The sequence below is a fragment of the Roseibium sp. RP-7 genome, assembly GCF_053005225.1.
On the sequence record NZ_JBRKQA010000003.1, the window covers coordinates 511,266 to 536,727 of the forward strand.

Consider the following 25,462-nt stretch of genomic DNA (forward strand, 5'->3'; position numbering starts at 1 on the left):
CTCATCACAAGAGCGGTTACGGTCAGACAAACGGAAGTCAGGCGGCCAATCGGGCTCAAAAACACGGTTTCCCTCGCTCGTCATCCAACGGATGACACGTCGCAATTGGGCAATGGCAGTATGAATAGCTGCTGTCTTCTTAAAAAACCGGAACATCGGCGCGAGAGCAACCCCTTCCTCAAATCCACTCCACGCCAATCTTTCTTGCAATTGCCTTATTTTTGAGCAACTTTTGCGAGCAGGCATTGATAAGCTGCGGGAAACAGGGACTTTTTTCGCCGGTGTCGTCTTGCCTTTCCACTTGCCGGCCTTGGCCCGGCTCTTGCTAAGATTGCCGAGGGCATATTGCCCATTGCGGCCCGGCGACGGTCTGGACCAATTTGAACAGATGTGAAAAATAACAATGACTGAATGAGCCCGCAGGGGGGGCGGTCAAGCAATGTATGATGCTGGTCTGGCATCAGAAACGGGCGGGAAAGCCGTAGTTCTTCAGCGCGTGAAAGGCATCGGCAAGGTGCGTTTTTCGGCGCCGGACGGCAAAACCCGTCTGACCGATCTGTATCAGAGCGGGTCGGCCAAGGTTCGCCTGCCGAAGGTCTATGATACCCCTGCCACAGCCGTTCTCATCAACACCGCCGGCGGTCTCACCGGAGGTGACCAGCTCGACTATGAAGTCGGGGCTGACGCCGGTGTACACGTAATTGTGACCAGCCAGACGGCCGAACGTGCCTACCGCAGCCCGGGCGGCACCGCCCAGGTGAGCGGCCATTTCACGGTCGGACCCGGTGCGACCCTGGAATGGCTGCCCCAGGAAACCATCCTTTTCAACGCCTCGCGCCTTCGCCGCACGCTGCAGGCGGACCTGGAAGGTGACGCAAGGCTGATGATGGTCGAATCCTTCGTCCTTGGCCGAAAGGCGATGGGCGAGCAGGTCAAGTCCGTATTCTACCGCGACAGCTGGCGCATCCGCCGGGACGGGAAGCTGGTGTTTGCCGACGACATCCGGCTGGATGGCGACCCGGCCGACGCGCTGACCGGCCCGGCTACGGCCGCCGGCGCCCTGGCCGCGGCAACCTTTGTCGATTGCTCCGCCGATGCCGAAGACCGGCTCGCCAGGGCAAGAGAGCTGATCGAAACATTGCCGGATGGAACCGCCCAGGCGGCCGCCAGCGCCTGGAACGGCTTGCTGATAACCCGGTTTGTGTCCAATGATGGCCGCGGCTTGCGCACGGCCCTGATGTCGTTTCTCACCGGATACCGAATGACGGCGCTGCCGCGCGTCTGGTATTGCTGATTTGGAGGACTTTCTTTCATGAACCTGACGCCCCGCGAAAAGGACAAGTTGCTCATTTCCATGGCCGCGATGGTCGCCCGCCGCCGCCTGGAACGGGGTGTGAAGCTGAACCATCCGGAAGCCGTCGCCCTGATCACCGATTTTGTTGTCGAGGGGGCCCGTGACGGGCGCACCGTTGCCGACCTGATGTCCGCGGGCGCCAAGGTACTGACACGCGACCAGGTGATGGAAGGCGTGTCCGAGATGATTCACGATGTTCAGGTCGAGGCCACCTTTCCTGACGGCACCAAGCTCGTAACCGTGCACGAACCGATCCGCTGACCGCAATTTCCAAGGAGACGCGCATGATCCCCGGAGAACTGTTTCCCGCCGAAGGCGAGATCGAACTGAACACAGGCCTTGAGACCGTGACGGTGGAAGTCGCCAACACGGGTGATCGGCCGATCCAGGTCGGCAGCCACTATCACTTCTTCGAAACCAATGAAGGCCTGTCTTTCGACCGGGAAAAGACCCGCGGCATGCGCCTGGATATTCCCGCAGGCACAGCCGTGCGCTTCGAACCCGGCCAGTCCAGATCCGTGACACTGGTGCCTTATCGCGGCAGCCGCACGGTCTACGGCTTCAACCAGAAGGTCATGGGCGAATTGTGATCAGATCCGCATCATCTCTTTCGTTTTCGCTGATCGGGCTCGGTCTTCTGCTCGCCGGACCTGTCGCCGCGCAGGAAACACCCAACTGCGAAAATGCCATGACGCAGTCGGAGATGACCCAGTGTGCCAACATCGACTGGCTGAAGGCGGATGCGGAGCTGAACGCGGTCTACAGATCCGCAATGGAAAAGATGACCGAAACCGACGCTTATTTGCCGGAAGGGCTGAAAGGGGCGGTCGAAACATTGCGCGAAGCCCAGCGTGCCTGGATCCCCTATCGTGACAAGGCCTGCGACGCCTACGGCTTTCTGGCCCGCGGCGGAACCATGGAACCCATGCTGGTCTACGGCTGCCGCGCAGATCTGACCCGCAACCGCATCGACGAGCTGAGACAACTCAGTGAAGGTCTGGGGAATTGATGCCTGTGCGCGGTGTGACCCTTCCTGCTTTAGCCCTGTTTCTGGCCACCGCCGGCACGGCGGTTGCTGAGGAAGAGAAGGTCAACGACAACATCGACTGCGGCTATCCGCTGACCGAAGCCGAACGCAGCTTTTGTGCCGACAAGGCCTTGGAAGACGCTGACACGCGCATGAAGGAGGCCTTCGACCGGCTGCGTGCACGGCTGGTCGAGATCGATGCGGAATTGCCGGAGCACCTGAAGGGCGCCCCCGCCAGCCTCGATGATGCCCAGGCCGCCTGGAAAACCTACGCCGACAAGGATTGCACCGCCTACAGCTTCCCCTTCAGGGGCGGCACACGCGGCAACGAACTGTACCGGAACTGCCTGATCGTCCTCACCATGAAACGCACAGAGGATCTGGATGCGACGGTTGAGGACTACGCGAATTAAACACACCGATTTCTGATCGCCGATTGGAGACTAGATATGGCCTACAAGATGCCCCGCGCCGCTTATGCGGACATGTTCGGACCGACAACCGGCGACAGGCTGCGCCTTGCGGATACCGATCTCATCATCGAGGTGGAAAAGGATTTCACCACCTATGGCGACGAGGTGAAGTTCGGTGGTGGCAAGGTTATCCGCGACGGCATGGGCCAGTCCCAGGCACCCCGTTCCGCCGGCGCTGTCGACACGGTCATCACCAATGTGCTGATCATCGACCACTGGGGCATCGTCAAGGCCGATGTCGGGCTGAAGGACGGCCGGATCGTCGGCATCGGCAAGGCCGGCAACCCGGATGTTCAGAACGGTGTCGACATCATCGTCGGTCCCGGCACGGAAGCGATCGCCGGGGAGGGCAAGATCCTCACCGCAGGTTCGATCGATGCTCATATCCACTACATCTGCCCGCAGCAGATCGATGAAGCCCTGTGCTCCGGCGTAACCACCATGATCGGCGGTGGCACCGGTCCGGCAACGGGCACCAACGCGACCACCTGTACGCCCGGCCCGTGGCACATCACCCGGATGCTTCAGGCTGCCGACAGCTTCCCGATGAACCTCATCTTCGCCGGCAAGGGCAACGCCTCCTTGCCTGCCGCGCTGGAAGAGCAGGTGATGGCGGGGGCCGCAGCCCTCAAGATCCACGAAGACTGGGGCTCGACACCGGCGACCATCGACAACTGCCTGTCGGTTGCCGATGAATACGACGTCCAGGTGATGATCCACACCGACACCTTGAACGAGTCCGGTTTTGTCGAGAACACCACCGCTGCGTTCAAGAACCGCACCATCCACGCCTTCCACACCGAAGGCGCCGGCGGCGGCCACGCACCGGACATCATCAAGGTGGTTGGCGAACCCAACGTCATTCCGTCGTCCACCAACCCGACACGGCCTTACACGGTCAACACGCTGGAAGAGCATCTCGACATGCTCATGGTCTGTCACCACCTGCACAAGGACATTCCGGAGGACGTTGCTTTTGCCGAAAGCCGCATCCGCAAGGAAACCATTGCGGCGGAAGACATTCTTCATGACATGGGTGCGTTCTCGATCATCTCCTCCGACAGCCAGGCCATGGGCCGCGTCGGCGAAATCATCATCCGCACCATGCAGACCGCGCACAAGATGAAGGTGCAACGCGGCCGCCTTTCGGATGAAACCGGCGAGAACGACAATTTCCGGGTCAAGCGCTACATGGCCAAGACCACCATCAACCCGGCCATCGCTCATGGCCTGGACGAGTACATCGGCTCGGTTGAAGTCGGCAAGCTGGCCGACCTCGTGCTCTGGGACCCGAAATTCTTCGGTATCAAGCCGGCGCTGGTGCTGAAGCTCGGCTCCATCGCGACCGCTCCGATGGGCGATCCGAACGGGTCCATCCCGACACCGCAGCCGGTGCATTACCGGCCGATGTTCGCCTCCTACGGCAAGATGCTGACGCACAGCCGTGTCACCTTCGTGTCCCAGGCGGCCTATGACACCGGCGTTAAGCACAAGGCAGGTCTCGACAGCCTGGTGCTTCCGGTCAAGAACACCCGTGGTGGAATCTCCAAAAAGTCGATGATTCACAACAACATGATGCCAATGATCGAAGTGCATCCGGAAACCTACGAGGTGCGCGCCGACGGCGAACTGCTGACCTGCGAACCTGCCGAAGTGTTGCCGATGGCCCAGCGCTACTTCCTGTTCTAAGCTCCGCAAGAACGCGTTCGGGAGAGGAAAGGCATGTATAAGATCGTCGGATTTCCGCGGACCCGCGCCATGCGGGTGATGTGGCTGCTTGAGGAACTGGGCGAACCCTACGAGGTTGACCCGGCTCTGCCGCAGTCGGATACCGTCAAGGCGCTCAATCCAAGCGGCAAGGTGCCCGTGCTGGTCGACGGTGACGCCGTCATCACCGATTCCGTCGCAATCTGTACCTATCTGGCCGACAAGCACGGCCGGTTTACCTTTCCTGCCGGAACTCTTGATCGCGCCCGTCAGGACAGCATCACCCAGTTCGGTGTCGATGTGCTGGAAGGCGCGCTCTGGACCGCTGCGAAGAACACCTTCATCCATCCCGAAGATGTCCGTGTTCCGGCGGTCAAGGACGTCTGCCGGCTCGAATTCGAGCAAGGCCTGAAAACGCTGGAAACGCTGATCGGTGACGGTCCCTATGCCATGGGCGAAACCTTCACCATTGCCGACATTATCGTCGGGCACTGCTCCGGCTGGGCACTGGCCGCCAAGTTCGACCTGCCCAAAGAAGGTCCGGTCTACGATTATTTCAAACGCCTCAGGGAGCGTCCCGCTTTCCAGGCCATGATGGCAAAGGTGATGGAAGCCGCATGATCCGCGTCGCGAAAATCCACAAGGCCGAAACTTGGACCGGCGATGTCACCGACCGGGTCACGCTTGACCGGGAAGACCGGTATCGGCGCAGGGCAGTCCTGACAGGCGCAGCCGGGTTGACCTTCCTGCTGGATGAACCGATGGCGATCCATTTGCGCCATGGCGACGGGCTGGAACTTGAAGACGGTCGGATTGTCGAAGTTCTCGCAGAACCTGAGGAAGTGGTCGAAATTCACGCCGACGACACCGCCCACCTGGTGAAGATCGCCTGGCACCTGGGCAACAGGCACCTGCCGACGCAGCTGATGGGCAACACCCTGCGGATCCGGCGGGACCACGTGATTGAAGACATGGTGGAAAAGCTCGGTGGCCGGCTGACCAGGCTATCCGCACCCTTCGATCCGGAAGGCGGCGCCTACGGCCATGGTCGCACCCACGGCCACGATCATGGTCACGGGCATTCCCACGACCATCATCATGGGCACAGCCATGACCATGGCCACAATCACGACCACGGGTCCGGACATTCCCATGACTGAGCCCTCCGCTCCGCGACTGCCCCTGTCACCGCAGGCGCTCTACCGGCTGCAGGCCTTTCTCTCACCGGCCTTTCCGATCGGCGCCTTTACTTACAGCCACGGGCTGGAACAGGTGATCGAGCAGGGCGGGGTGGCAAGTGCGGCGGAACTTGGCGTCTGGCTGCGTGAAATCCTCCGCTTCGGCGCTGGACGAAGCGACGCCATCCTGCTGAAGGAAACCTACCGGGCCGCTCTTGCGGGAGAACGAGCGACCGTTGACGAGCTGCGTGACCTGGGGCTGGCCCTGCAACCCTCCAGGGAGCGGCATCTGGAATCCAGTGCCCAGGGCAGCGCCTTTTTCAGAGCCGTGTGCAACAGCTGGATGCCGGAAGCGGGCACCGAGGCCGCACGCCTGTTTCACGAATTCGCGGGCAAGGAAAACACCTCCTGGCCTTACCCGGTAGTGCTGGGACTTGCAGCTGCGGCTCACGGCTTGCCGGTGGATGCAGCGCTTCACTGTTTCCTGCATGCTTTCGCGGCCAATCTGATTTCCGTCGCCGTGCGGGTGGTGCCGCTTGGCCAGAGCGACGGCCAGAAGGTGCTGGCTGGTCTGGAACCGGTGATCTTCGAAATTGCAGAAGAGGCCGAGGCCGCAGGTCTTGACGATCTCGGCACCTCCACCTTCCTTGCAGATATCGCCTCCATGGCACATGAAACCCAGTATTCGAGGTTGTTCCGTTCATGACTTCCCAAAATGGTCCCTTGCGCGTCGGCATCGGCGGTCCCGTCGGTTCCGGCAAGACCACGCTGACCGACAAGCTGTGCAAGGCCATGCGTGACCGCTACTCGCTCGCCGTCATCACCAATGACATCTACACAAGCGAGGACGCCGAAGCCCTGATGCGCTCGCAGGCCTTGACCAGTGACCGCATTCGCGGTGTCGAGACCGGCGGCTGCCCGCATACGGCAATCCGTGAAGACGCCTCCATCAATCTGGCAGCGGTAGCGGACCTGACCAAAAGCATCCCGGATCTCGACCTGATCCTGATCGAATCCGGCGGTGACAACCTGGCCGCAACCTTTTCACCGGAGCTCGCCGACCTGACGATCTACGTGATCGATGTTGCCGCCGGCGAGGAAATTCCGCGCAAGGGCGGGCCGGGCATCACGCGCTCCGATCTCCTGATCATCAACAAGACCGACCTTGCGCCCTATGTCGGCGTCAATCTGGAGGTCATGGACCGGGATGCAAAGAAGATGCGCAAGGAACGACCCTTTGTTTTCGCCAATACAAAGGCGGGAGAGGGTGTCGAATCCGTGGTAGACTTCATCGTCCAAAAGGGTGGGCTGAACGCTTAAATCTTCGATGTTGATGGCCGAATGATCGCTGGCAGACAGGATGCCTGCGCGCATAACAATGCGCTCTGGTGCGATGCGGTCCTGAAAACCGCAGGTGCGAAAACCGAATTTCATGCAGGGTTCTGGTGCGCTAGGGACAAGGCCCTGCCGCTCTATCCGAACATCGTCACCCTGTCGCCGAAGCAGGGAGCGGATTTTTATGCCGCGCTGCCCGATTTGCCGAAGGGGGCCGGGGTAAAGGACAGTTTCGACAGTCTGGATCTGGCACCTTACGGCTTTCAGAGGCTTTTTACCGGCACCTGGCTGTTTCGTCCGCCGCCAAGTGCCAAACGTGCCCCGATCAGCTCCGATTGGCACAAGGTGGCGACATCGGAAAGCCTGAAGAAGTGGCTGGCCGGCTGGAACGAGAACGAAAGCCTCCATGCCGTTTTCCCGTCCAGGCTGCTGGAACGCAAAACCATCGATTTCGCCGCCATCATCAAGAACGGCAAGGTGAAGGCAGGGGCGGTCTTCAACACCGGTCCGAAGCTTGACGGCAAGGATATCCTTGGCCTTTCAAACGTCTTCTGCCGCAAGACCTGGCTCTACAGTGCTCTGCATGATCTTCTGGAACCGTTTCCGAACCGGTCGATTTGCACCTACGAAAATGATGCAAGCGTGCTACCGGTCTATCGGCAACTCGGTTTCGAGCCTTGCGGACAGCTTTCCGTCTGGCTGAAACAGTAGCTCCGGACAGAGCGAAGCCCGCAACTTTACAGCTGCGGGCTCCGATTTTCGTTGATGTCCGGTCGCGCTATTTCACCGTCACGGTCTGCCGCGCAACGATTTCCGCGTCACCTGCGGACAGCACGAAGCGCAGCTCGTAAGTGCCCGGTTCTTCCGGTGTCCGCACCTCCACAACGCCGTTGGAGATGTTGTCTGCAATCTCCCAGGCGCCCGGTGCCGTACTCCAGGCATCCTGAGACGGTTCGGCAAAACCGATGAAATTGCTGCTGTTGGCCGGGCCGCTCGCCTTTACGCTGACATAGCTGGCAGCCGGAACTTCGGACGGGCCCTCCAGCGTCACCTTCGGATCCGTGATCTTCAAAGGTTGGCTGGCCAGGATCTTCGATCCGTCGGACGTCGAGAGAATGTAACGCAGCTCGTAATCGCCCCGAGCCAATGGCGCGATGATCGAGACGCTGTCTCCATCCGGACGTTCGTAGGTCACATAGGCAGAAGGGTCGGAGCCGACCGGCGCGATGCCGATCCAGTCGTCGGGCGCCTTCGGGCCGCTCCAGGTCACGTTCAGTCTGCCGGCCGCCTCAACCGTGCTGTCGGCCTGAAGCGTTGCTGCGCTTTCGCCAACGGTTAGCGGTTGGCGCGTCAGGATCGTCTGGTCGATGCCGGTGACATAGATGACATCATAAGTGCCGGCTTCGCTCGGTGCCTGAAGGGTGACGGGAGACCCGTCGGCAGTGCCTTTCCAGCGGCCCTGGTAATCGTCAACCGTGCCGTCCTTCGGAACGATCCCGATCCAGTCCTCCGGCCCGTTCGGACCTTCAAAGGCAATCTCCAACGGCTGACCGGCGGCAACTTCGGGGGCGTAGGTCAGGATTGCCTGAACTTCGGTCACCTTGATCGGTGCCTTGGCCAGAACACGTTCACCGCTATCGGCCCAGACATAGACGATTTCATAGTCGCCCGGCTGGGTTGGCAGGGCCAGTTTGGCGGGATTACCGTCGCGCACATACACCCAGAGATCTCGTTCGAGCCTGTTTCCGTCCGGGGTGACGACACGCAGGAAATCACCATCCTGGCCCGGGCCTTCAAAGGCAACTTCCAGCAGCGAGGTTGCGGGCGCTTCAGGGGAGGCGGGCGTGACACTTGCCTCGGGAAGATTGCCGTCGAGAAGAACAGTCTGCTGTCCGCCCTTGTCAGACACCTCAAGCGATGCACCGCCTGCCTTTTCACCAAGTTCTGCACTGACGACGTAGGATCCCGGCTCGAGCTCGACCTCGACGCTGCCACCTGTCATGCCGGACGCCACCACGGTCTCGTCGTCGACGGTGGCCACTGTCCATTGCACAGGGCCTGAAACAGGCTGGCCGCTTTCCTTGTCCGCCGCCGTCAGGACTGTCACAGGCAGCGGCGCTTTTTCCTCAACCGCGGCGACGCTTTCCTTTAGCGCTTCGGTCAGGCCATCGGCGTCCTTGGCGTTCCAGTAAGTGCCGCCTGTCAGATGCGCAATACAGGCAATCTTGGCCTGATCCGCCTTGGAAGCGATGTCGAAACCGATGACATGAGCCTTGAAATCGACAACGGACTTGGCAAGTGCCTCGGCGAGGGCGCAAGGATCCCCGCCGCAGGTCTCGATACCATCGGAGATCAGGATCAGCCGTCCCGGGCGGTCATTCTGCGCCAGAAGTTCCGCGGCCTGCCGAAGTGTTTCGGTAATCGGCGTCTTGCCGCGCGGCGTGAGCGCCTTGACGCTTTGCACCAGTTTGGAGCGGTCCAGCTCACTCACCGGCACCAGCGTTTCCACGTCGCCGCAATCGGCCTTGCGACGGTGACCATAGGCCATCACACCAGCCCTGGTTCCATCCGGAAGACCGGCAACAAAACCTTCGAAGGCAGACCGGGCAATTTCCGCTTTTGCGGTACCGTCGATCTGGCCCCACATGGAATTGGAAGAATCCAGGACGAATAAAAGATCAGAAGGTGTGTCCGTCTGTGCCCCTGCGGGGGACATGAACATCGTGCCGCCGATGAGGGCGGCTCCCATAAGTCGAAACACAGGTCGCTTTGAAAAGAGCATGAAACCTTGGGCTCCTGTAATGAATTTTCGAAAAAGCCTTATCCGGAAAGGAGATAGGCGAGACGGGCCGAATTTAGAGACACTTGCAATCCCGAAGTGTGATAAAAGTCGCAAGTAGACAGAATTGCCAAGGAAAAAATGACGTTGGGAGACCTGCAATGATGTTCGACGGTATCAACCTGATTGCAGTTGCTGCGGCCGCCATTGTGTCTTTCCTGTTCGGCGCGCTCTGGTACGGCATCCTCGGCAAGGCCTGGATGAACGCCGCCGGTCTGACCAAGGAGCAGACGAGGCCAAACCCGGTTGTCTTTGCAACGGCCTTTTTCTGCCAGATCATCATGGCATTCGTCTTCGCGGGCGTGATCTATCACACCGGTGGAACCGATATCAGGAACGGCATCATCTCCGCGCTGATGATCTGGGTTGGCATCGTCATGACCACGCAGATCGTCAACCACCGCTTTCAAGGGCTGTCCTGGAACCTGACGCTGATCGACGGCGGTCACTGGCTCGGGGTACTGCTTGTCCAGGGTATCGTGATCGGATGGCTGAGCTGACGTGATCGCCGGGAAATACGCGTAAATCCGTACGAGATTGAAGGTCTTAGGCCTTGCCATAGACCAAAGACTCGCCGACTAAAGTACCAAGTCTAGGTTCTGGACGCTTTGAGGGGCCATACGCATAATGGCCCCGGCAAAACAAGGCCGCGGAAGGGAGAACTCGCTTACCGCAGGTCCAATTGTGGTTTCTGGGAGGTTTCACATGACTGAGTCCGTATTTCCCGTTCCCGCGGAGGTTGCCGCGCGGGCGCATGTCGACAATGCCAAATATCAGGAAATGTATCAGCGTTCCGTGGAAGACCCCGACGGCTTCTGGGGTGAGCACGGCAAACGGGTGGACTGGATCAAGCCTTTCACCAAGGTGAAGAACACTTCCTACGACTATCACAACGTTTCGATCAAATGGTTCGAGGACGGCACGCTCAACGTTTCGGCCAACTGCGTTGACCGCCACCTGGAAAAGCGCGGCGACCAGCCCGCGATCATCTGGGAAGGCGACGACCCCAACGAGCACAAGGTCATCACCTACAAGGAACTGCACCGCGAGGTGAACAAGTTCGCCAACGTGCTGCACGGCCAGGGTGTCAAGAAGGGCGACCGCGTAACCATCTATCTGCCGATGATTCCGGAAGCAGCTTATGCAATGCTCGCCTGCGCCCGCATCGGTGCTGTGCATTCCATCGTCTTCGGCGGATTTTCACCGGACAGCCTTGCCCAGCGTATCGAGGATTGCGCCTCTGAATGCGTGATCACGGCAGACGAGGGCCTGCGCGGTGGCCGCAAGGTGCCGTTGAAGGCCAATGTCGACAAGGCTGCCGAAAAAGCGCCGGTAAAGAGCGTCATCGTGGTCAAGCGCACCGGCGGCGACATTGCCATGCAGGCCGGCCGAGACGTCTGGTACCACGACGAGGCGGACCGTGTGTCCGACCATTGTGCACCGGCGGAGATGAACGCGGAAGATCCGCTCTTCATCCTCTACACCTCCGGGTCGACCGGCAAGCCCAAGGGTGTGATGCACACCACCGGCGGCTACCTGGTCTACGCCTCCATGACCCATGAATATGTCTTCGATTATCACGAAGGCGACGTCTACTGGTGCACAGCGGATGTGGGCTGGGTCACCGGTCACAGCTACATCGTCTACGGCCCGCTTGCCAACGGCGCCACCACGCTGATGTTCGAAGGTGTTCCGACCTATCCCGGTCCGGGCCGTTTCTGGGAAGTGTGCGACAAGCACAACGTCAACATCTTCTACACGGCACCCACCGCGATCCGCGCCCTGATGGGCGCCGGCGACGAACACGTCACCAAAACCTCGCGCAAGTCCCTGCGTCTTCTGGGGTCCGTTGGCGAGCCGATCAATCCGGAAGCCTGGACCTGGTACTACAATGTGGTTGGCGACAAGCGCTGCCCGATTGTCGACACCTGGTGGCAGACCGAAACCGGCGGGATCCTGATCACGCCGCTGCCGGGCGCAACCGACCTGAAGCCAGGTTCCGCCACACGTCCGTTCTTCGGCGTCCAGCCGGCGATCGTCGACGCGGAAGGCAAGTTCCTGGAGGGGGCAACGGAAGGCAACCTTGTCATCAAGGACAGCTGGCCGGGCCAGATGCGCACGGTCTATGGCGACCATGAGCGCTTCGTCCAGACCTATTTCGCCACCTACAAGGGTCTCTATTTCACTGGTGACGGATGCCGTCGTGACGAGGACGGCTACTACTGGATCACCGGCCGCGTCGATGACGTCATCAACGTTTCCGGTCACCGCATGGGCACGGCGGAAGTCGAGAGCGCACTGGTGGCGCATCCGAAGGTTTCCGAGGCCGCTGTGGTCGGCTATCCGCACGACATCAAGGGACAGGGCATCTATGCCTATGTCACGCTGATGGAAGGCGAAGAGCCGAGCGACGACCTGAAGAAGGAACTGGTCAAGCATGTCCGCTCGGAAATCGGGCCGATTGCCTCTCCGGACCTGATCCAGTTCGCACCCGGCCTGCCGAAGACCCGGTCGGGCAAGATCATGCGCCGTATCCTGCGCAAGATCGCCGAAGACAGCTTCGACAGCCTGGGCGACACCTCGACCCTGGCCGATCCGACCGTCGTCGACGACCTGATCGACAACCGCCAGAACCGCGGCTGACCGGCACACTCCGGACTGTGAAACGCAAAAAGGCTCGCCACCCGGCGAGCCTTTTCAATTTGGTCGATCCGATCCCGAAAAGCTTCGATTACCTCGAAACGTAGATCTGCTGGATCTTCTTGGCGATATTGGCAAAGGCGTTGATCAGCTCGTCCGAACTCGTTGCCTTGTAGAAATTGCCCGTGCTGGCGCAGGACTGCATGTTTCTCGACCCGGCCGAGGTGTTGCTGGTGCCGAAATAGACACCGAAGATCGAAATTCCTTCGTCCTTCATGGCCTGGCAAAGCGCGCGCTGAGCCGTTGAGGAATTGTTGCTGTAGCTCTCGCTTTCGCTGCGTTCCTGCCACTGATTGATCGTAACCGTCTCACACTTGTACTGCCAGCCATGGCGTCTGGAATAAACCCAGTCGCATTCTTCCCGTTCGCCGATGTATTCGTAGTACCGGTTGTTATCCCCGTCGGTCATGATGATCGCGAACTTGAGAACATCCTCGTTGTCATAAGGCTCCGGCTTGCTTGCAAGGGGCCATACGTCCGAATAGTTCGGCGAGATGCTGTTCCAGCCCCAGACCACACCGGTCTGGCCTGCCGTACCGCCGTTATCATCCAGGTCGGCGATCGCATCGAGCAACTCGTCCCGGTCGGATGTCAGCGGGATCATCTTCGACGTGCTGGAACAATTGTTGCTGCCACCGCCGTAAAACACGGCCTTCGGCGGCGGATCGGTCTTGTCGTAGTAATTGTAGGTCTTGTCGGTGTAGCGAACTTCGTAGAGATCTTCGCCGTCGTCGTAATCCTGGCGTTCCGTCACGCATTTGCTGCTGTCGGCATAGCCGAAGAGGCCGCCCTTCACCTTGGAAGCGTAAGCTCCCAGGTTGACCCCCTGGCTGTATGGCACCAGCGAGATACGGACCTTGCTTTCGGATTCTTCGGTTCCATCCGGGATCAGGATGTTCACCAGGCCTTCGGAGGCATCCCGCAGCGTATCCATGTCGTTGCGCATGGACCCGGTAACGTCGACGACGAGGGCCAGTTCGACGTCAAAGCGTGAGTAGGTGACCTGTGAGCTCGTTCCGAAGCTGAATGTTTCCGGGCCGAGGGCACTCTTGCCGTAACCGCCCATGTCGATGAAGTAGTTCTTGAGAGAGGCCGTGGACGTTACCTTGATGGTGCCGTTGTCCGGATCGACGACGAAGTCGAGATTGTCGATTGCCTCGTCCAGGAATTCGACGTCGGCCAGGTTGGCCTTGAAGGAATCCGCCAGAGCCTGCTTGATCTGGTCGTCGCTCATGACGCTGGTCGACAGGTCTGCCGCGACCGAAAGTGCCGCGGCATCAATCGCAAAGGACAGTTTTTCGCGCGCATTCACCGTTCGGGACACGTCGATGGTAATCCCTGCGATCACGACGATCAGGATCACCAGCATACCGAAAATGGGCAAAATGGATGCTTTGCGGTCGCCGGTAAACTCTGCAAGCAGGGATCGGCAAATGAGACGCTTCAAATACTGCATTACTGCCTCGTCATTTTGTGAGACAGTTACTCTAGAAAAGTACCTAATTCCTTAAACGGAATGTAGAAAATAGGGGGTTGTTTCCGTTTGGTAAACCAATCGGAAAGAATCGAGACTGACGCTTTTCGCTGGCCGGTCGTCCGGCGGTTCTTATTTGGACAGGTAGATCGACTGGATCTTCCGCGCGATGTTTGCGAACGCTCCTATGAGTTCATCGGACGATGCAGCCTGATAATAGTTTCCCTGGCTTGCGCAGGACTGCATGTTTTTTGCCCCTGCGGATGTATTGCTGGTTCCGAAGTAAACTCCGAAAACCTGGATGTTGGCAGCCTTCATGGCCGCACAGATGTCTCGTGAGCGGACGGAAGAGGTGTTGTTGTAGCTTTCGCTTTCACCTGTTTCCCGCCAGGCGTTCACGGCAACTGTGCTGCATTGCCAGGTCGACTTGCCGTTTTTCTTGACCCAGCCGCACTGCTCCTCCTGTTCGATAAATTGGTAATACCGGTTGTTGTCGCCGTCAGTCATGATGATCGCGAACTTGAGCGTATCGCCGTCTGAATAGGCCGCAGGCGCGCTGTCCGCAGGCCATACGTTGGCGTAGTTCGGCGACAGGCTGTACCAGCCCCAGGCAACCCCGGTCTGACCCGCCGTACCGCCAGTGTTGTTGAGAGCGGAAATCGCCGGCAGCAACGTGGAGCGGCTCTTGGTCAACGGCACCAGCTTGGACGTGGAGGAGCAACTGCTGCTGCCCCCGCCAAAAAAGGTCTGTGCCGGAGGAGGGCTGGACTTCTTGTAGTAGTTATAGGGATCGTCCGTGAGCATGACCTCATAGGTGGAATAATCCTGACGTTCCGTGACGCAGTTGCCGCTGACGCTGTAGAAATCGCCGCCCTTCACCTTTTTTGCATAGGTGCCGAGGTTGACGCCCTGGCTGTAGGGAACCAGCGAAATGCGCACCTTGGCATCGTCTTCTTCCACGTCCTCGGGCAGCAGGATGTTGACCACCGCCGTCGAGGCATCGCGCAGCGTGTTCATGTCACTTGAGGACATCGAGCCGGTGACGTCCACCACAAGGGCCAGCTCCACATTGAACTTGGAATAGGAGACCTGTGAACTGGTTCCGAAGGCAAAAGTCTCCGGACCCAGGTTCTTCATCATGTAGCCACCGAAATCGATGAAGTAATTCTGCAGGCTGGCCGTCGAGGAGACCTTGATGGTTCCATTTTCCGCATCGACCACAAAGGTCAGGTTCTTTATGGCTTCGGCCAGAAACTCGGCACCGTCCAGGTTGGACTTGAAGGAATCCGTCAGCGCCTGCTTGATCTGTTCATCCGTCATGAGCGATGTCGACAGATCCGCCGCCACGGACAGTGCGGCCGCATCGATCGCATAAGACAGCTTCTCGCGGGCGTTGACCGTGCGCGAAACGTCCACGGCTGCGCCCATGACGACGATCAGAAAAATCACCATCAACGCAAAGATGGGCAACACGGCCCCTTCACGTTGCGTGAGAAATCGACTGTTTATTTTGAAATTCCAGAAAAGAAGAGACATGTATGGCGCCGCCTCAAGGGAGATAAAGACAGCTACTACACACTTTAAGAAAAAACAGTGAATGAACTTTGGGAACGAGGTTAAAGCCTCGTTAAAATCAAATATTCAACGACATAAATACATCCACTGGATGTCAACTGCCAGTTGCCTGCAACGTGGAATAGGCGCTCCGACGCAGAGGCGTTGGCGTCGTCACAAGGGCATTTGATGACCCCGCCTGAAGGCTCGCAATACGAACCGGAGACTACGGTTCCAGCTCGGTATCCCAGTAGAGGAAATCCAGCCAGCTATCGTGCAGATAGTTGGGCGGGAAACCGCGGCCGTTGTTGTGCAGGTCCTGGATGGTCGGCTGGAACGGCATGTGCATCGGCCACATGTTCAGTTGCTGGCACGACTTGTTGGACTTGCGCAGATTGCAGGGGGAGCAGGCGGTGATGACATTGTCCCAGGTCGTCAGACCACCCTTGGAACGCGGCACAAGGTGGTCGAAGGTCAGCTCATCCTTGGAGCCGCAGTACTGACACTGGAATTTGTCGCGGAGAAAGACGTTAAATCGGGTAAAGGCAGGGTATCGGCTGGGTTTCACGAAGGTCTTGAGAGAGACCACACTGGGTAATCGGAACTCGAAGCTCGGACTTCGAACCGCTGCATCGTATTCGGCAACAATGTTCACCCGGTCCAGGAACACAGCCTTGATGGTATCCTGCCAACTCCACAGCGACAGGGGGTAGTAGCTCAAAGGCCGGTAATCCGCATTGAGCACCAACGCCGGATGGGCGCCCGACGAAACCGCTATCGTCACCTTCCGCTCCTCATTCCCAGAGCATGCCGAATCCACACGCGGATGCGTTGCTCTAACGACTTACGTTGGATCAACTTCCAGCAATCAGGTGCCAACTGACAGCGCGTTGACCTGTCGGAATGTCCGTTATCCGGTCAATCGGACAGCGGAACAGTCCTTTTGTGACGGGAGTATTGTAGTGCCGAGGTGACAGTCTTGTGAAGCCCGGGAAAATCATTTCTGAGTGCAGTTGTCGCCAGATCAGACCCGGCAAAGGATTTTTCTTAACTACATGAATTATTTACGCAAAAGCAAAATCCCCTGCGTCATTGTGACTGTTTTACGGGGAGAAGCAAAAAGGGCGCCTTGCGGCGCCCTTTCTCACGAACCGAAATGCGGTCGAATCAATTCGTCGTCCACTCGCGGATATCGACAAAATGGCCGGCGATTGCCGCCGCTGCCGCCATGGCCGGCGAAACCAGATGGGTCCGGCCCTTGTGACCCTGACGGCCTTCGAAGTTGCGGTTGGACGTCGACGCACAGCGCTCGCCCGGTTTCAGCTTGTCCGCATTCATGGCAAGGCACATGGAGCAGCCCGGCTCACGCCATTCAAAGCCTGCTTCCTTGAAGATGACGTCCAGACCTTCTTCCTCGGCCTGTTCCTTCACCAGACCAGAGCCCGGGACAACCATGGCGCTGACGCCCGCTGCCACCTTGTGATTGCCGATGACGGCCGCCGCAGCACGCAGGTCTTCAATGCGGCCGTTGGTGCACGAACCGATGAAGGCACGGTCGATCTTGATGTCGGTGATCTTGGTGCCCGGCTGCAGGCCCATGTATTCCAGGGCGCGCTTCTTGGATTCGCGGCGGTTTTCATCAGCGATTTCAGCCGGATCCGGCACGACACCTTCCACCGAGATGACGTCTTCCGGAGACGAGCCCCAGGAAACGATCGGCGGCAGGTTGGCAGCGTCCAGCTCGATGACCTTGTCGAAATAGGCGTCCGCATCCGAATGCAGGGTCTTCCAGTAGCCGAGAGCCATATCCCAGGCTTCGCCCTTGGGCGCCTTGGGGCGGCCTTCGATGTACTTGTAGGTGATTTCGTCCGGTGCAATCAGGCCTGCACGTGCACCAGCCTCGATGGACATGTTGCAGACCGTCATGCGGCCTTCCATCGACAGGGCACGGATTGCTTCGCCGGCATACTCGATCACGTAGCCGGTGCCGCCTGCGGTACCGATCTTGCCGATGATGGCCAGAACGATGTCTTTCGCGGTGACGCCGGCAGGGATCTTGCCGTCGACCTTCACCAGCATGTTCTTGGCTTTCTTCTGGATCAGCGTCTGGGTGGCCAGAACGTGTTCCACTTCGGACGTGCCGATGCCATGGGCGAGGGAGCCGAAAGCGCCATGGGTGGAGGTGTGGCTGTCGCCGCACACAATGGTCATGCCGGGCAGGGTGAAGCCTTGCTCGGGACCCACGATGTGAACGACGCCCTGACGCATGTCGAGTTCGGAATAATATTCGATGCCGAATTCTGCCGCGTTCTTGGCCAGCGTGTCGACCTGCAGGGCCGATTCCGGATCATCGATGCCGTGACGGCGGTCGGTGGTCGGAACGTTGTGGTCGACCACGGCAAGCGTCTTCTCCGGCTGGCGCACCTGGCGGCCGGCCATGCGCAGGCCTTCGAATGCCTGCGGGCTGGTAACTTCATGCACCAGGTGGCGATCGATGTAGAGCAGACCGGTTCCGTCCGGCTGCATGTCGACCACGTGGTCGTCCCAGATCTTGTCGTAAAGCGTCCGTGCGTTGGCCATGGGTCTCTCCTCGGTCCATCCGAGCAAACGGTCAAACGGTCTAAAGTTTGCGAAATGCCCGGTGATGCCCGTCGCGGCGCGTCCAGCCGCAAGGGTCTATCCTCGTTTATCGTAGCTAGTGAATGACGCAGCGCCGCCTGAAGGTCAAGCGTTCCGAGTTGAGCTGAATTCAACTCAGATTGACCGGCGCAGGAAGAACGGGGCGCAAAACCCCGGATTTGCATCGGGCTGCGCCTGGGTTTGGCGCAAATGCAAAAAAGGCGGCCCGAAGGACCGCCTTTTCGAAACGTTTTGCCGGGCCGGCTTATTCGGCTGCGTTCTCTGCAGCTTCCTTGGCAGCGGCCTTGGCTTCTGCAGCAGCTGCCTTGGCAGCAGCCACTTCCGCACGCACTTCTTCGTTGAGGCGCTTGGAACGAGCATTGGTGTTTTCGACGATACGGGCAGACTTGCCGCGACGGTCGCGCAGGTAGTAGAGCTTCGCGCGACGGACCTTACCGCGGCGAACCACTTCAACGCCTTCCAGCATCGGGGAGTAGACCGGGAAAACGCGCTCGACGCCTTCACCGTAAGAAATCTTGCGAACCGTGAAGCTCTCGTTGATGCCGCCGCCGGAACGGGCGATGCAGACGCCTTCGTAAGCCTGGGTACGGGTACGCGTACCTTCGGTGACCTTCACGTTGACGCGAACGGTATCACCAGGAGAAAATTCCGGCAGCTTGCGCTGCTCTTCGATTTTCGCCATTTCCTCAGCATTGAGCTGCTCGATGATGTTCATGGCATATTTCCCTTTTGAATTACAAAGCGGTCAGAGCGTTTTCCGGTTTTGGCCGGAAACGGGTTCACCGACTTTGGGCCATGTTGCTTGTCGGCTGGGCTTTCCTGATTTTCCGGTCCTTTTGGTCCGGTTCAGGACGCAGGTCTTTCCAAGGAAAAGACACAACTTCACCCAGCTTCGGCGCGCGTATACAGGAAATTTGCGCCACTGTCATGCGGATTCTTCAATCCACGTCGTCTTCATCCGCCATGTAGGCATCCCAGAGATCCGGCCGCCGCTCGCGTGTCAGGCGCTCGGCTTCGGCCATGCGCCACTCGTGGATCTTCCGGTGATTGCCCGAGGTCAGAACCTCGGGAATGGTCAGGCCCTCGAACTCGGCCGGCCGCGTGTATTGCGGGTGTTCCAGCAGGCCACCTTCGAAGCTTTCGGTTTCCGCACTGTCCATGTTGCCCATGACGCCAGGGATGAGCCGGACAACAGCGTCCAGCATTGTCAGCGCGCCGATTTCGCCGCCGGACAGGATGTAGTCGCCGACGGAGACTTCCTCCAGACCGCGCGCGTCGATCACCCGCTGGTCGACCCCTTCGAACCGGCCGCAGACGATGACTGCGCCAGGGCCTTCGGCAAGTTCATGCGCACGGTCCTGGGTAAAGGGCGCCCCGCGCGGGCTCATCAGGAACCGCGGGCGCGGGTCATCAGCTGGGGCCGCCGCATCAATGGCCCTGGCCAGGATATCGGCCCTGAGCACCATACCGGCACCGCCACCGGCCGGCGTATCGTCAACGGAGCGGTGCTTGTCCGTCGCAAAGTCGCGGATCTGGCTGGTTTCCAGCTGCCAAAGCCCCTTGTCCAGCGCCCGGCCCGAAAGGCTGTGGCCCAGGGGCCCTGGAAACATGTCCGGGTAGAGCGTCAGAATGGTTGCCTTGAACGTCATTACGCCTGTCAGTTCTGCTGATTGGCCGGTATGCCCGGGTCCAAAACCGCTCATTGGTTAACGAGCCGTTTACCGCTTTCCTAAAAACCTGTCGAATTCTTCAGGGTAGCCGCCGGAAAGAAAGCTCTGATTAAGGCTCGCAGTATAAAGTGGCAAGAGCGTTTCAATCGGGTTTATTGCCGTGGCAAAATTTCCAGTCCTGCGTTTCAAGCTTCCCCGTTTCATTCAGGTGCATGTCGACCGCCACTATCTCGACATTTCCCTGAGCCGCGTGCTGCCCCTGTTCGCCTTGATGACCTTCGGCGTGCTGGCCGGCCTTGTGTTCAACACCGGCGTCGGCCACCCCTATGACAAGGTCATCCATATCGGCTTTTTCGCACTTCTGACCCTGTCGATCCATGCGCTGTTCTGTTGCCGGCTGCGTATTTCCGCCGTCGTCGCCTTCGGCATGGGCCTGGCGGGTGAAGTGGTGCAAGGCTTCATTCCCCACCACGAAATGTCGTTGCAGGATGCCTTTGCCAACGGGATCGGGGTTGCACTGGTCGTCGCACTGATTGCGCTGAAGCGTTCCGAGGTTCGGCAGGCTGTCCGCCAGGACGTTCCCGCGGAGGAGCGCGAAGAGCTCAACCTACGCAAGATGGGCTTGCAGCCCGTGCCAACGCGTTACCTGTCCGGCTCGTCTTCAGAAGGCTCAGGAGCTCCTTCGGAGAAGTAATCCTCCGGCAGTGAAGCGCTGACCCGGCCGTTCTCCAGGTCGATCTCGGGCACGAATTCCTTCGTGAACGGAACATAGAAGCTGCGGCCGCGTTTTGGCCGGACTTCCAGCAGATCGCCGGCTCCGAAATCCTGCACCGCAATGATCTTCCCGAGTGTCTCGCCAGTCTGGTCGAGCACATCGAGGCCGGTCAGGTCGGAATAGTAGAATTCGTCTTCTTCAGGTTCGGGCAGCTGGTCACGGTCGATAAAGAGATCGACACCGTTCAGCTCTTCCGCCTGGTTGCGGTCCGCGATCCCCTTGAACTTGGTGATCACCACCGTCTTCTGCACCCGCGCCCGTTCCACCTCGAAGGAACGTTTGCCGTCCCGGGTGGTCAGAATGCCGTAGTCGGCAAAGGAAAGCGGGTCATCGCCGTAAGGTTTGACCCGCACTTCCCCGCGAATGCCATGCGCCGCACCGATCTTGGCCATCAGTACCTTCTGATCGTCCTTGGACGTCATCTCAAAAGGCTCCCTGGCCAATGTCTTCCGGTGCGGCTTGGCGCATCTGCTTATTCGGCAGCTGCTTCTTCTGCCGGAGCGGCAGCAGCTTCAGCGGCAGCAGCAGCTGCTTCTTCTTCAGCCTGACGCTTGGCTTCAACGCGTTCCTTCGCCTTTGCGCCCAGCTCGGCTTTCTTCGGGTTGTTGCGCGGCTCACGCTTCAAGAGGCCGGCAGCATCCAGGAAGCGGTGAACGCGGTCGGTCGGCTTCGCGCCGCTGTCCAGCCAATGCTGAATACGCTCGACGTTCAGGGTCACGCGGTTTTCGGAATCCTTCGGCAGCATCGGGTCGTAGGAACCGACCTTTTCGATGAAACGGCCATCGCGCGGGGAGCGGATGTCAGCAACAACGATGCGGTAGTACGGGCGCTTCTTGGAACCGCCACGTGCCAGGCGAATTTTCGTAGCCATTTTTATGTCTCCAGTTTGTTCAGTTGCCGGCTTCAGCGGCAATGGCTTCGTGGTGCCGGATCACTTCCTTGACGATGAAGTTCAGGAATTTCTCGGCAAAGTCAGGATCGAGATTGGCGTCGCCCGCAAGCTGGCGCAGCCGTTCGATCTGAATTTTCTCCCGCGCCGGATCAGCCGGCGGCAGGTCGTTGGTGGCTTTCAGCACACCCACTTTCTGGGTGCACTTGAACCGTTCGGCGAGCATGTGAACAAGAGCCGCATCAATGTTGTCGATGGACGCCCGAAGAGCCTTCAGTTCGCTCAAGGCGGGGCTTTCACCCAGCTTGTTCTCCGCTTCGCTCATCGCTTCTTGCCCTTGCCCATACCCGGAAACCCGGGAAGTTTCGGACCGCCAAGGCCTGGAAGACCCGGCATGCTCATGCCTGGCGGCAGACCGCCGCCCAACCCGCCGGGCAGGCCTTTCGGCATTTCCATGCCACCCGGCAACTGGCCGGACTTGGCCATTTCCTCAAGCTGCTTGGGATCGACATCCGGCATTCCGCCGCCGCCAAGGCCGCCCATCAGCTTGCCCAGCATGCCTTTGCCCTTGCCCATCTTCTTCATCATGTCCGCCATCTGGCGGTGCATTTTCAGAAGCTTGTTGACGTCGGCAACATCCATGCCCGACCCGGCTGCAATACGCTTCTTGCGGCTGGCCTTGAGCAGTTCGGGCTTCTGGCGCTCGGCCGGTGTCATCGATTCGATGATGGCGACCTGACGCTTGAACATCTTGTCGTCGATGTTCGAAGCCTCGATCTGCTTCTTCATCTTGCCGATGCCCGGCAACATTCCCATCATGCCGGACATGCCGCCCAGCTTTTCCATCTGGCGCAGCTGCTCGGCGAGATCTTCCAGGTCGAAGTGACCCTTCTGCATCTTCTTCGCCATTTTCGCGGCCTGTTCCGCGTCGATGGCTTCTGCAGCCTTTTCCACCAGCGAAACGATGTCGCCCATGCCGAGGATACGGTCTGCGATCCGGCGCGGGTGGAAGTCTTCAAGTGCGTCTGATTTTTCGCCGGTACCGATCAGCTTGACCGGCTTACCGGTAACCGCCTGCATGGAGAGCGCCGCACCGCCACGGCCGTCGCCGTCCATACGGGTCAGGGCGATACCGGTGATGCCGACGCGCTCATCGAAACTCTGCGCCAGGTTGACGGCGTCCTGACCGGTCAGGCTATCCGCCACCAGCAGGATTTCATGCGGCTGGGCAGCGGCTTTCACCTCTGCCATTTCAACCATCAGCGGCTCGTCGATGTGAATACGGCCGGCGGTGTCGAGCATGACCACGTCATAACCGCCGAGCTTGGCGGCGGACATGGCCCGCTTGGCAATTTCGACCGGGCCCTGGCCGGCAACGATCGGCAGCGTATCGATGTCGTTCTGCTCACCCAGAACCTTCAGCTGCTCCTGGGCAGCCGGACGGCGAGTGTCGAGCGATGCCATCAGCACCTTGCGCTTGTCGCGCTGGGTCAGGCGGCGGGCAATCTTGGCCGTGGTGGTGGTTTTACCGGAGCCTTGCAGACCGACCATCATGATCGCCACTGGTGCCGGAGCGTTCAGGTCGATCGGATGGGCTTCTTCACCGAGCATCTCGACCAGCTGGTCATGAACGATCTTCACAACCATCTGGCCCGGGGTCACGGACTTGACCACCTCGGCACCGACGGCGCGATTGCGCACCTTGTCGGTGAAGGAACGTACGATCGGCAGCGCAACGTCGGCCTCGATCAGCGCGCGGCGGATTTCGCGCAGCGCCTCGTTGACGTCGTTCTCCGACAGCGCACCGCGGCCGGTGAGCTTGTCGAAAATACCGCTTAATCGATCGGACAGGCTTTCAAACATCAGTAGTCCTTGAATAGTCTCGGTTTCGGGAAGTCTCCCGAACCATATGGGCAACCGCCGGTCATTTCCAACCGGATCAATCCGCGCAAAGCAGTTTGACACCCGAGGGCGCAACGCGCTGTCGGATGTTAACCTCCGGGAACTCTTTACACCTTTGCGGGTCCCGGTCGGCGGATCGAAATTTCAATCACTCATATGGAGTTCGCGGGGATATGCCCGAAACCCGGGCAAGAGTCAAGGAAGCGGCGGAAATTCCCGTTTTCCTTGATCCGGATTTCTGTCTCTACCCCGTCATCCCGTGGCTTGACCATGGGATCCACGCCGTTTCGCCTTATCGGACACCTGGTTTTCGGTTCAGGCCATGAACGCTTGGGTGCTGATCGCAATCGACGTCAGGATGGCGATGGTGAGCAGCACCGCGGCCAGACCCAGCAGCAGACCGAAGATGACGACCAGACCGTCGCGCTCGACAATACCGACGCCGGCGATGAACAGCGCGACCGCCGGAAACCAGCCGCTGAGCGGCACGGGCAAAAACAACGTGAAAGCAATGACGAACAACGCAAGCCCGAGCAAGCGCTCATGTTTTCGTGCAAACAGACCTTCATACCGGTGGGCCAGCACGCGCTCCAGCCGCATTGTGACGGGGCGCAGGCGCACCATCGTTCGCCGCAGCTTGTTGTGATTGAGCGACAGGCGCGCAAGCGGCCTGGGCAGTTTCACATGCGGAAAGCCGAGCACCATCTGGAAAGTGGTGACGAGCACCGGCAGACCGGTGACGAGCGAGGAGCCGGGAGGCAACGGAAGAAGTGTCAGCAGGGAAAACAGCACGATCGCCCAGCCGAACGACGTCTCGCCCAGCGCCAACAGCAAATTGCCGAGCGTCAGTGTGCCGTCCCGGTGCTGGTCGCGCGATGTCCGCAGGATCGGCAGCGACAGCGAAGGTCTTCGGCGTCTTTCGCCCTGCATTCAAGATTTCCGTTACAGCTTCTGAGTCGCGCAGGGTCTAACATTCCATCTGCAATAAATCCAACGCCGAGTAGCACGGGTTGGCGTATTTTGCAGTTCGGCAGAGCGACCGGGTTCCGGACAGTCCGGCGGCATCAATCCCGCTTGGACGTCTCGTATTTGGCCGAAACCTCATAATAGTCGTTGAAGCCGATCCGGTCCCGCAGCTCCTTGAAGTCCATGAGATCCGGCGTGCGGTCCTGGTCGCTCTTCAGCTGCTGCAACGTCGCCACCATTGCCTTCATGGCGCTGGCCATCAAGGTCAACGGATAGGCGGCAATGGCGTAACCGATGTCCCGAAGCTCTTCATGCGAGAGGTCGGGAGTTTCGCCGCCTTCCACGATGTTGGCCATCTTCGGGCCCGTCAGTTCCCGGCAGATTTCCTGCATTTCGGCAACCGTCTTGGGCGCTTCGACAAACAGGATATCAGCGCCGAGTTCCTTGAACTTTGCCGCCCGGGCAATTGCCTCGGCAAGGCCGTGCTCATGACGGGCATCGGTCCGGGCAAGGATCAGGATATCGGCCCCTGCCTCCTTGGCATCCTGCGCCGCCCGGATCCGGTCAAAGGCTTCCTCGCGGGAAACGACCGCCTTGCCCGGTGTGTGACCGCAGCGTTTCGGAGCCACCTGGTCCTCGATCATCACGGCCGCAGCGCCTGCCTTGGCCATGCCGGTCACGGTCCGGCGCACGTTCATGGCATTTCCGTAACCAGTGTCGCCATCCGCCAGCAGCGGAATCCGGACCGCATCGGTGATGTTGCGCGCCTGATCGAGCACTTCGCCATAGGACATCAGCCCCAGATCCGGCTGCCCGATCCGCGATGCGGAGGCGGCAAAGCCGGACATGAAGGTGAGATCGAACCCTGCCTGCTCGATCAGCTTGGCGGACAAGGCATCATAACAGCAAGGCATGACGTGAAGTTTCGGCTGCTCCAGCAGCGCGCGAAGGGTAGCTGCCGGTGACGGCATGACAAAAA

The 25,462-nt window shown here is 59.6% G+C and carries 27 protein-coding genes; 14 read left to right on the plus strand and 13 right to left on the minus strand.

The features are described from left to right. Positions 1–439: 439 nt before the first annotated feature. Genes ACVDG9_RS25235 through ACVDG9_RS25285 form a run of 11 tightly spaced genes read left to right on the plus strand, consistent with a single transcriptional unit; the run spans position 440 to position 7,785 of the window. Positions 440–1,294 (plus strand): urease accessory protein UreD, encoded by an 855-nt coding sequence (locus ACVDG9_RS25235; protein ID WP_023002505.1) that lies wholly within the window; start codon positions 440–442, stop codon positions 1,292–1,294. A gap of 18 nt (positions 1,295–1,312) precedes the next feature. After that, on the plus strand, positions 1,313–1,615 hold the full coding sequence (locus tag ACVDG9_RS25240) for an urease subunit gamma (RefSeq protein WP_006936842.1): 303 nt from the start codon (positions 1,313–1,315) through the stop codon (positions 1,613–1,615). Between the two features lie 23 nt (positions 1,616–1,638). Beyond that, on the plus strand, positions 1,639–1,944 hold the full coding sequence (locus ACVDG9_RS25245; protein WP_023002504.1) for an urease subunit beta: 306 nt from the start codon (positions 1,639–1,641) through the stop codon (positions 1,942–1,944). Beyond that, positions 1,941–2,363 carry a lysozyme inhibitor LprI family protein gene (locus tag ACVDG9_RS25250; protein ID WP_055660200.1) on the plus strand — a complete coding sequence of 141 codons (423 nt, stop codon included), beginning with the start codon at positions 1,941–1,943 and terminating at the stop codon, positions 2,361–2,363. Before ACVDG9_RS25245 ends, ACVDG9_RS25250 begins: the two co-directional genes overlap by 4 nt. Beyond that, positions 2,363–2,794: a lysozyme inhibitor LprI family protein gene (locus ACVDG9_RS25255; RefSeq protein ID WP_055660202.1), complete on the plus strand. Its 432-nt coding sequence runs from the start codon at positions 2,363–2,365 to the stop codon at positions 2,792–2,794. Before ACVDG9_RS25250 ends, ACVDG9_RS25255 begins: the two co-directional genes overlap by 1 nt. Before the next feature lie 36 nt (positions 2,795–2,830). Further along, positions 2,831–4,543 (plus strand): urease subunit alpha, encoded by a 1,713-nt coding sequence (ureC, locus tag ACVDG9_RS25260; protein ID WP_447239286.1) that lies wholly within the window; start codon positions 2,831–2,833, stop codon positions 4,541–4,543. A 33-nt stretch (positions 4,544–4,576) separates the two neighbouring features. Then, complete coding sequence (locus ACVDG9_RS25265) at positions 4,577–5,182, plus strand: glutathione S-transferase family protein (RefSeq protein ID WP_075282732.1); 606 nt, start codon at positions 4,577–4,579, stop codon at positions 5,180–5,182. Continuing rightward, positions 5,179–5,721 carry an urease accessory protein UreE gene (locus tag ACVDG9_RS25270; RefSeq protein ID WP_447239287.1) on the plus strand — a complete coding sequence of 181 codons (543 nt, stop codon included), beginning with the start codon at positions 5,179–5,181 and terminating at the stop codon, positions 5,719–5,721. Before ACVDG9_RS25265 ends, ACVDG9_RS25270 begins: the two co-directional genes overlap by 4 nt. Then, complete coding sequence (locus tag ACVDG9_RS25275; protein ID WP_447239288.1) at positions 5,606–6,445, plus strand: urease accessory protein UreF; 840 nt, start codon at positions 5,606–5,608, stop codon at positions 6,443–6,445. Before ACVDG9_RS25270 ends, ACVDG9_RS25275 begins: the two co-directional genes overlap by 116 nt. Beyond that, positions 6,442–7,059: an urease accessory protein UreG gene (gene ureG, locus ACVDG9_RS25280; RefSeq protein ID WP_023002497.1), complete on the plus strand. Its 618-nt coding sequence runs from the start codon at positions 6,442–6,444 to the stop codon at positions 7,057–7,059. The genes ACVDG9_RS25275 and ureG overlap by 4 nt, the downstream gene beginning before the upstream one ends. 21 nt (positions 7,060–7,080) lie before the next feature. Next, positions 7,081–7,785: a hypothetical protein gene (locus ACVDG9_RS25285; RefSeq protein WP_447239289.1), complete on the plus strand. Its 705-nt coding sequence runs from the start codon at positions 7,081–7,083 to the stop codon at positions 7,783–7,785. Positions 7,786–7,852: 67 nt separating this feature from the next. Here the strand turns inward: ACVDG9_RS25285 and ACVDG9_RS25290 are convergent, their stop codons facing one another. After that, entirely contained in the window at positions 7,853–9,856 is a 2,004-nt protein-coding gene (locus tag ACVDG9_RS25290) for a vWA domain-containing protein (RefSeq protein ID WP_447239290.1), read from the minus strand. Between the two features lie 158 nt (positions 9,857–10,014). On the opposite strand from ACVDG9_RS25290, the gene ACVDG9_RS25295 reads away from it, so the two are divergent. Continuing rightward, entirely contained in the window at positions 10,015–10,413 is a 399-nt protein-coding gene (locus ACVDG9_RS25295; RefSeq protein WP_023002494.1) for a DUF1761 domain-containing protein, read from the plus strand. A 205-nt stretch (positions 10,414–10,618) separates the two neighbouring features. Next, positions 10,619–12,556 (plus strand): acetate--CoA ligase, encoded by a 1,938-nt coding sequence (gene acs / locus ACVDG9_RS25300; RefSeq protein ID WP_023002493.1) that lies wholly within the window; start codon positions 10,619–10,621, stop codon positions 12,554–12,556. 88 nt (positions 12,557–12,644) lie between these two features. Here acs and ACVDG9_RS25305 read toward each other — a convergent pair whose 3' ends face one another. The 6 genes from ACVDG9_RS25305 to trmD all read right to left on the minus strand — a co-directional run bounded on the left by ACVDG9_RS25305 (position 12,645) and on the right by trmD (position 19,930). Then, positions 12,645–14,069, minus strand: a complete 1,425-nt coding sequence (locus tag ACVDG9_RS25305) for a TadE/TadG family type IV pilus assembly protein (RefSeq protein ID WP_296595639.1) — start codon at positions 14,067–14,069, stop codon at positions 12,645–12,647. A gap of 150 nt (positions 14,070–14,219) precedes the next feature. Further along, on the minus strand, positions 14,220–15,560 hold the full coding sequence (locus tag ACVDG9_RS25310; RefSeq protein ID WP_447239291.1) for a pilus assembly protein TadG-related protein: 1,341 nt from the start codon (positions 15,558–15,560) through the stop codon (positions 14,220–14,222). A gap of 307 nt (positions 15,561–15,867) precedes the next feature. Next, entirely contained in the window at positions 15,868–16,425 is a 558-nt protein-coding gene (locus ACVDG9_RS25315; protein ID WP_006936861.1) for an HNH endonuclease, read from the minus strand. 383 nt (positions 16,426–16,808) lie between these two features. Continuing rightward, positions 16,809–18,221 carry a 3-isopropylmalate dehydratase large subunit gene (gene leuC, locus ACVDG9_RS25320; protein ID WP_023002489.1) on the minus strand — a complete coding sequence of 471 codons (1,413 nt, stop codon included), beginning with the start codon at positions 18,219–18,221 and terminating at the stop codon, positions 16,809–16,811. A gap of 304 nt (positions 18,222–18,525) precedes the next feature. Further along, positions 18,526–18,996 carry a 50S ribosomal protein L19 gene (gene rplS, locus ACVDG9_RS25325; RefSeq protein WP_023002488.1) on the minus strand — a complete coding sequence of 157 codons (471 nt, stop codon included), beginning with the start codon at positions 18,994–18,996 and terminating at the stop codon, positions 18,526–18,528. Positions 18,997–19,219: 223 nt separating this feature from the next. Then, entirely contained in the window at positions 19,220–19,930 is a 711-nt protein-coding gene (gene trmD / locus ACVDG9_RS25330; RefSeq protein ID WP_447239292.1) for a tRNA (guanosine(37)-N1)-methyltransferase TrmD, read from the minus strand. Between the two features lie 181 nt (positions 19,931–20,111). Here trmD and ACVDG9_RS25335 point away from each other — a divergent pair, with 181 nt between their 5' ends. Then, the gene (locus tag ACVDG9_RS25335) at positions 20,112–20,645 is read left to right on the plus strand and encodes a VanZ family protein (protein WP_075282740.1); all 534 of its coding nucleotides are present in this window, start codon (positions 20,112–20,114) and stop codon (positions 20,643–20,645) included. On the opposite strand, the gene rimM is transcribed toward ACVDG9_RS25335, so the two are convergent. The 6 genes from rimM to ACVDG9_RS25365 form a co-directional block, all read right to left on the minus strand. After that, positions 20,594–21,148 carry a ribosome maturation factor RimM gene (gene rimM, locus ACVDG9_RS25340; protein WP_023002485.1) on the minus strand — a complete coding sequence of 185 codons (555 nt, stop codon included), beginning with the start codon at positions 21,146–21,148 and terminating at the stop codon, positions 20,594–20,596. The genes ACVDG9_RS25335 and rimM overlap by 52 nt on opposite strands. A 50-nt stretch (positions 21,149–21,198) precedes the next feature. Further along, positions 21,199–21,597, minus strand: coding sequence for a 30S ribosomal protein S16 (rpsP, locus tag ACVDG9_RS25345; protein ID WP_023014459.1), 399 nt, complete (start codon positions 21,595–21,597; stop codon positions 21,199–21,201). A 19-nt stretch (positions 21,598–21,616) separates the two neighbouring features. Then, positions 21,617–21,940: a chorismate mutase gene (locus ACVDG9_RS25350; protein ID WP_055660229.1), complete on the minus strand. Its 324-nt coding sequence runs from the start codon at positions 21,938–21,940 to the stop codon at positions 21,617–21,619. Then, positions 21,937–23,478, minus strand: coding sequence for a signal recognition particle protein (ffh, locus tag ACVDG9_RS25355; protein WP_447239293.1), 1,542 nt, complete (start codon positions 23,476–23,478; stop codon positions 21,937–21,939). The genes ACVDG9_RS25350 and ffh overlap by 4 nt, the downstream gene beginning before the upstream one ends. Positions 23,479–23,832: 354 nt before the next feature. After that, positions 23,833–24,447, minus strand: coding sequence for an exopolysaccharide biosynthesis protein (locus ACVDG9_RS25360; protein WP_023002481.1), 615 nt, complete (start codon positions 24,445–24,447; stop codon positions 23,833–23,835). Positions 24,448–24,581: 134 nt separating this feature from the next. Next, positions 24,582–25,454 carry an isocitrate lyase/PEP mutase family protein gene (locus ACVDG9_RS25365; protein ID WP_055660232.1) on the minus strand — a complete coding sequence of 291 codons (873 nt, stop codon included), beginning with the start codon at positions 25,452–25,454 and terminating at the stop codon, positions 24,582–24,584. Positions 25,455–25,462 lie beyond the last annotated feature (8 nt).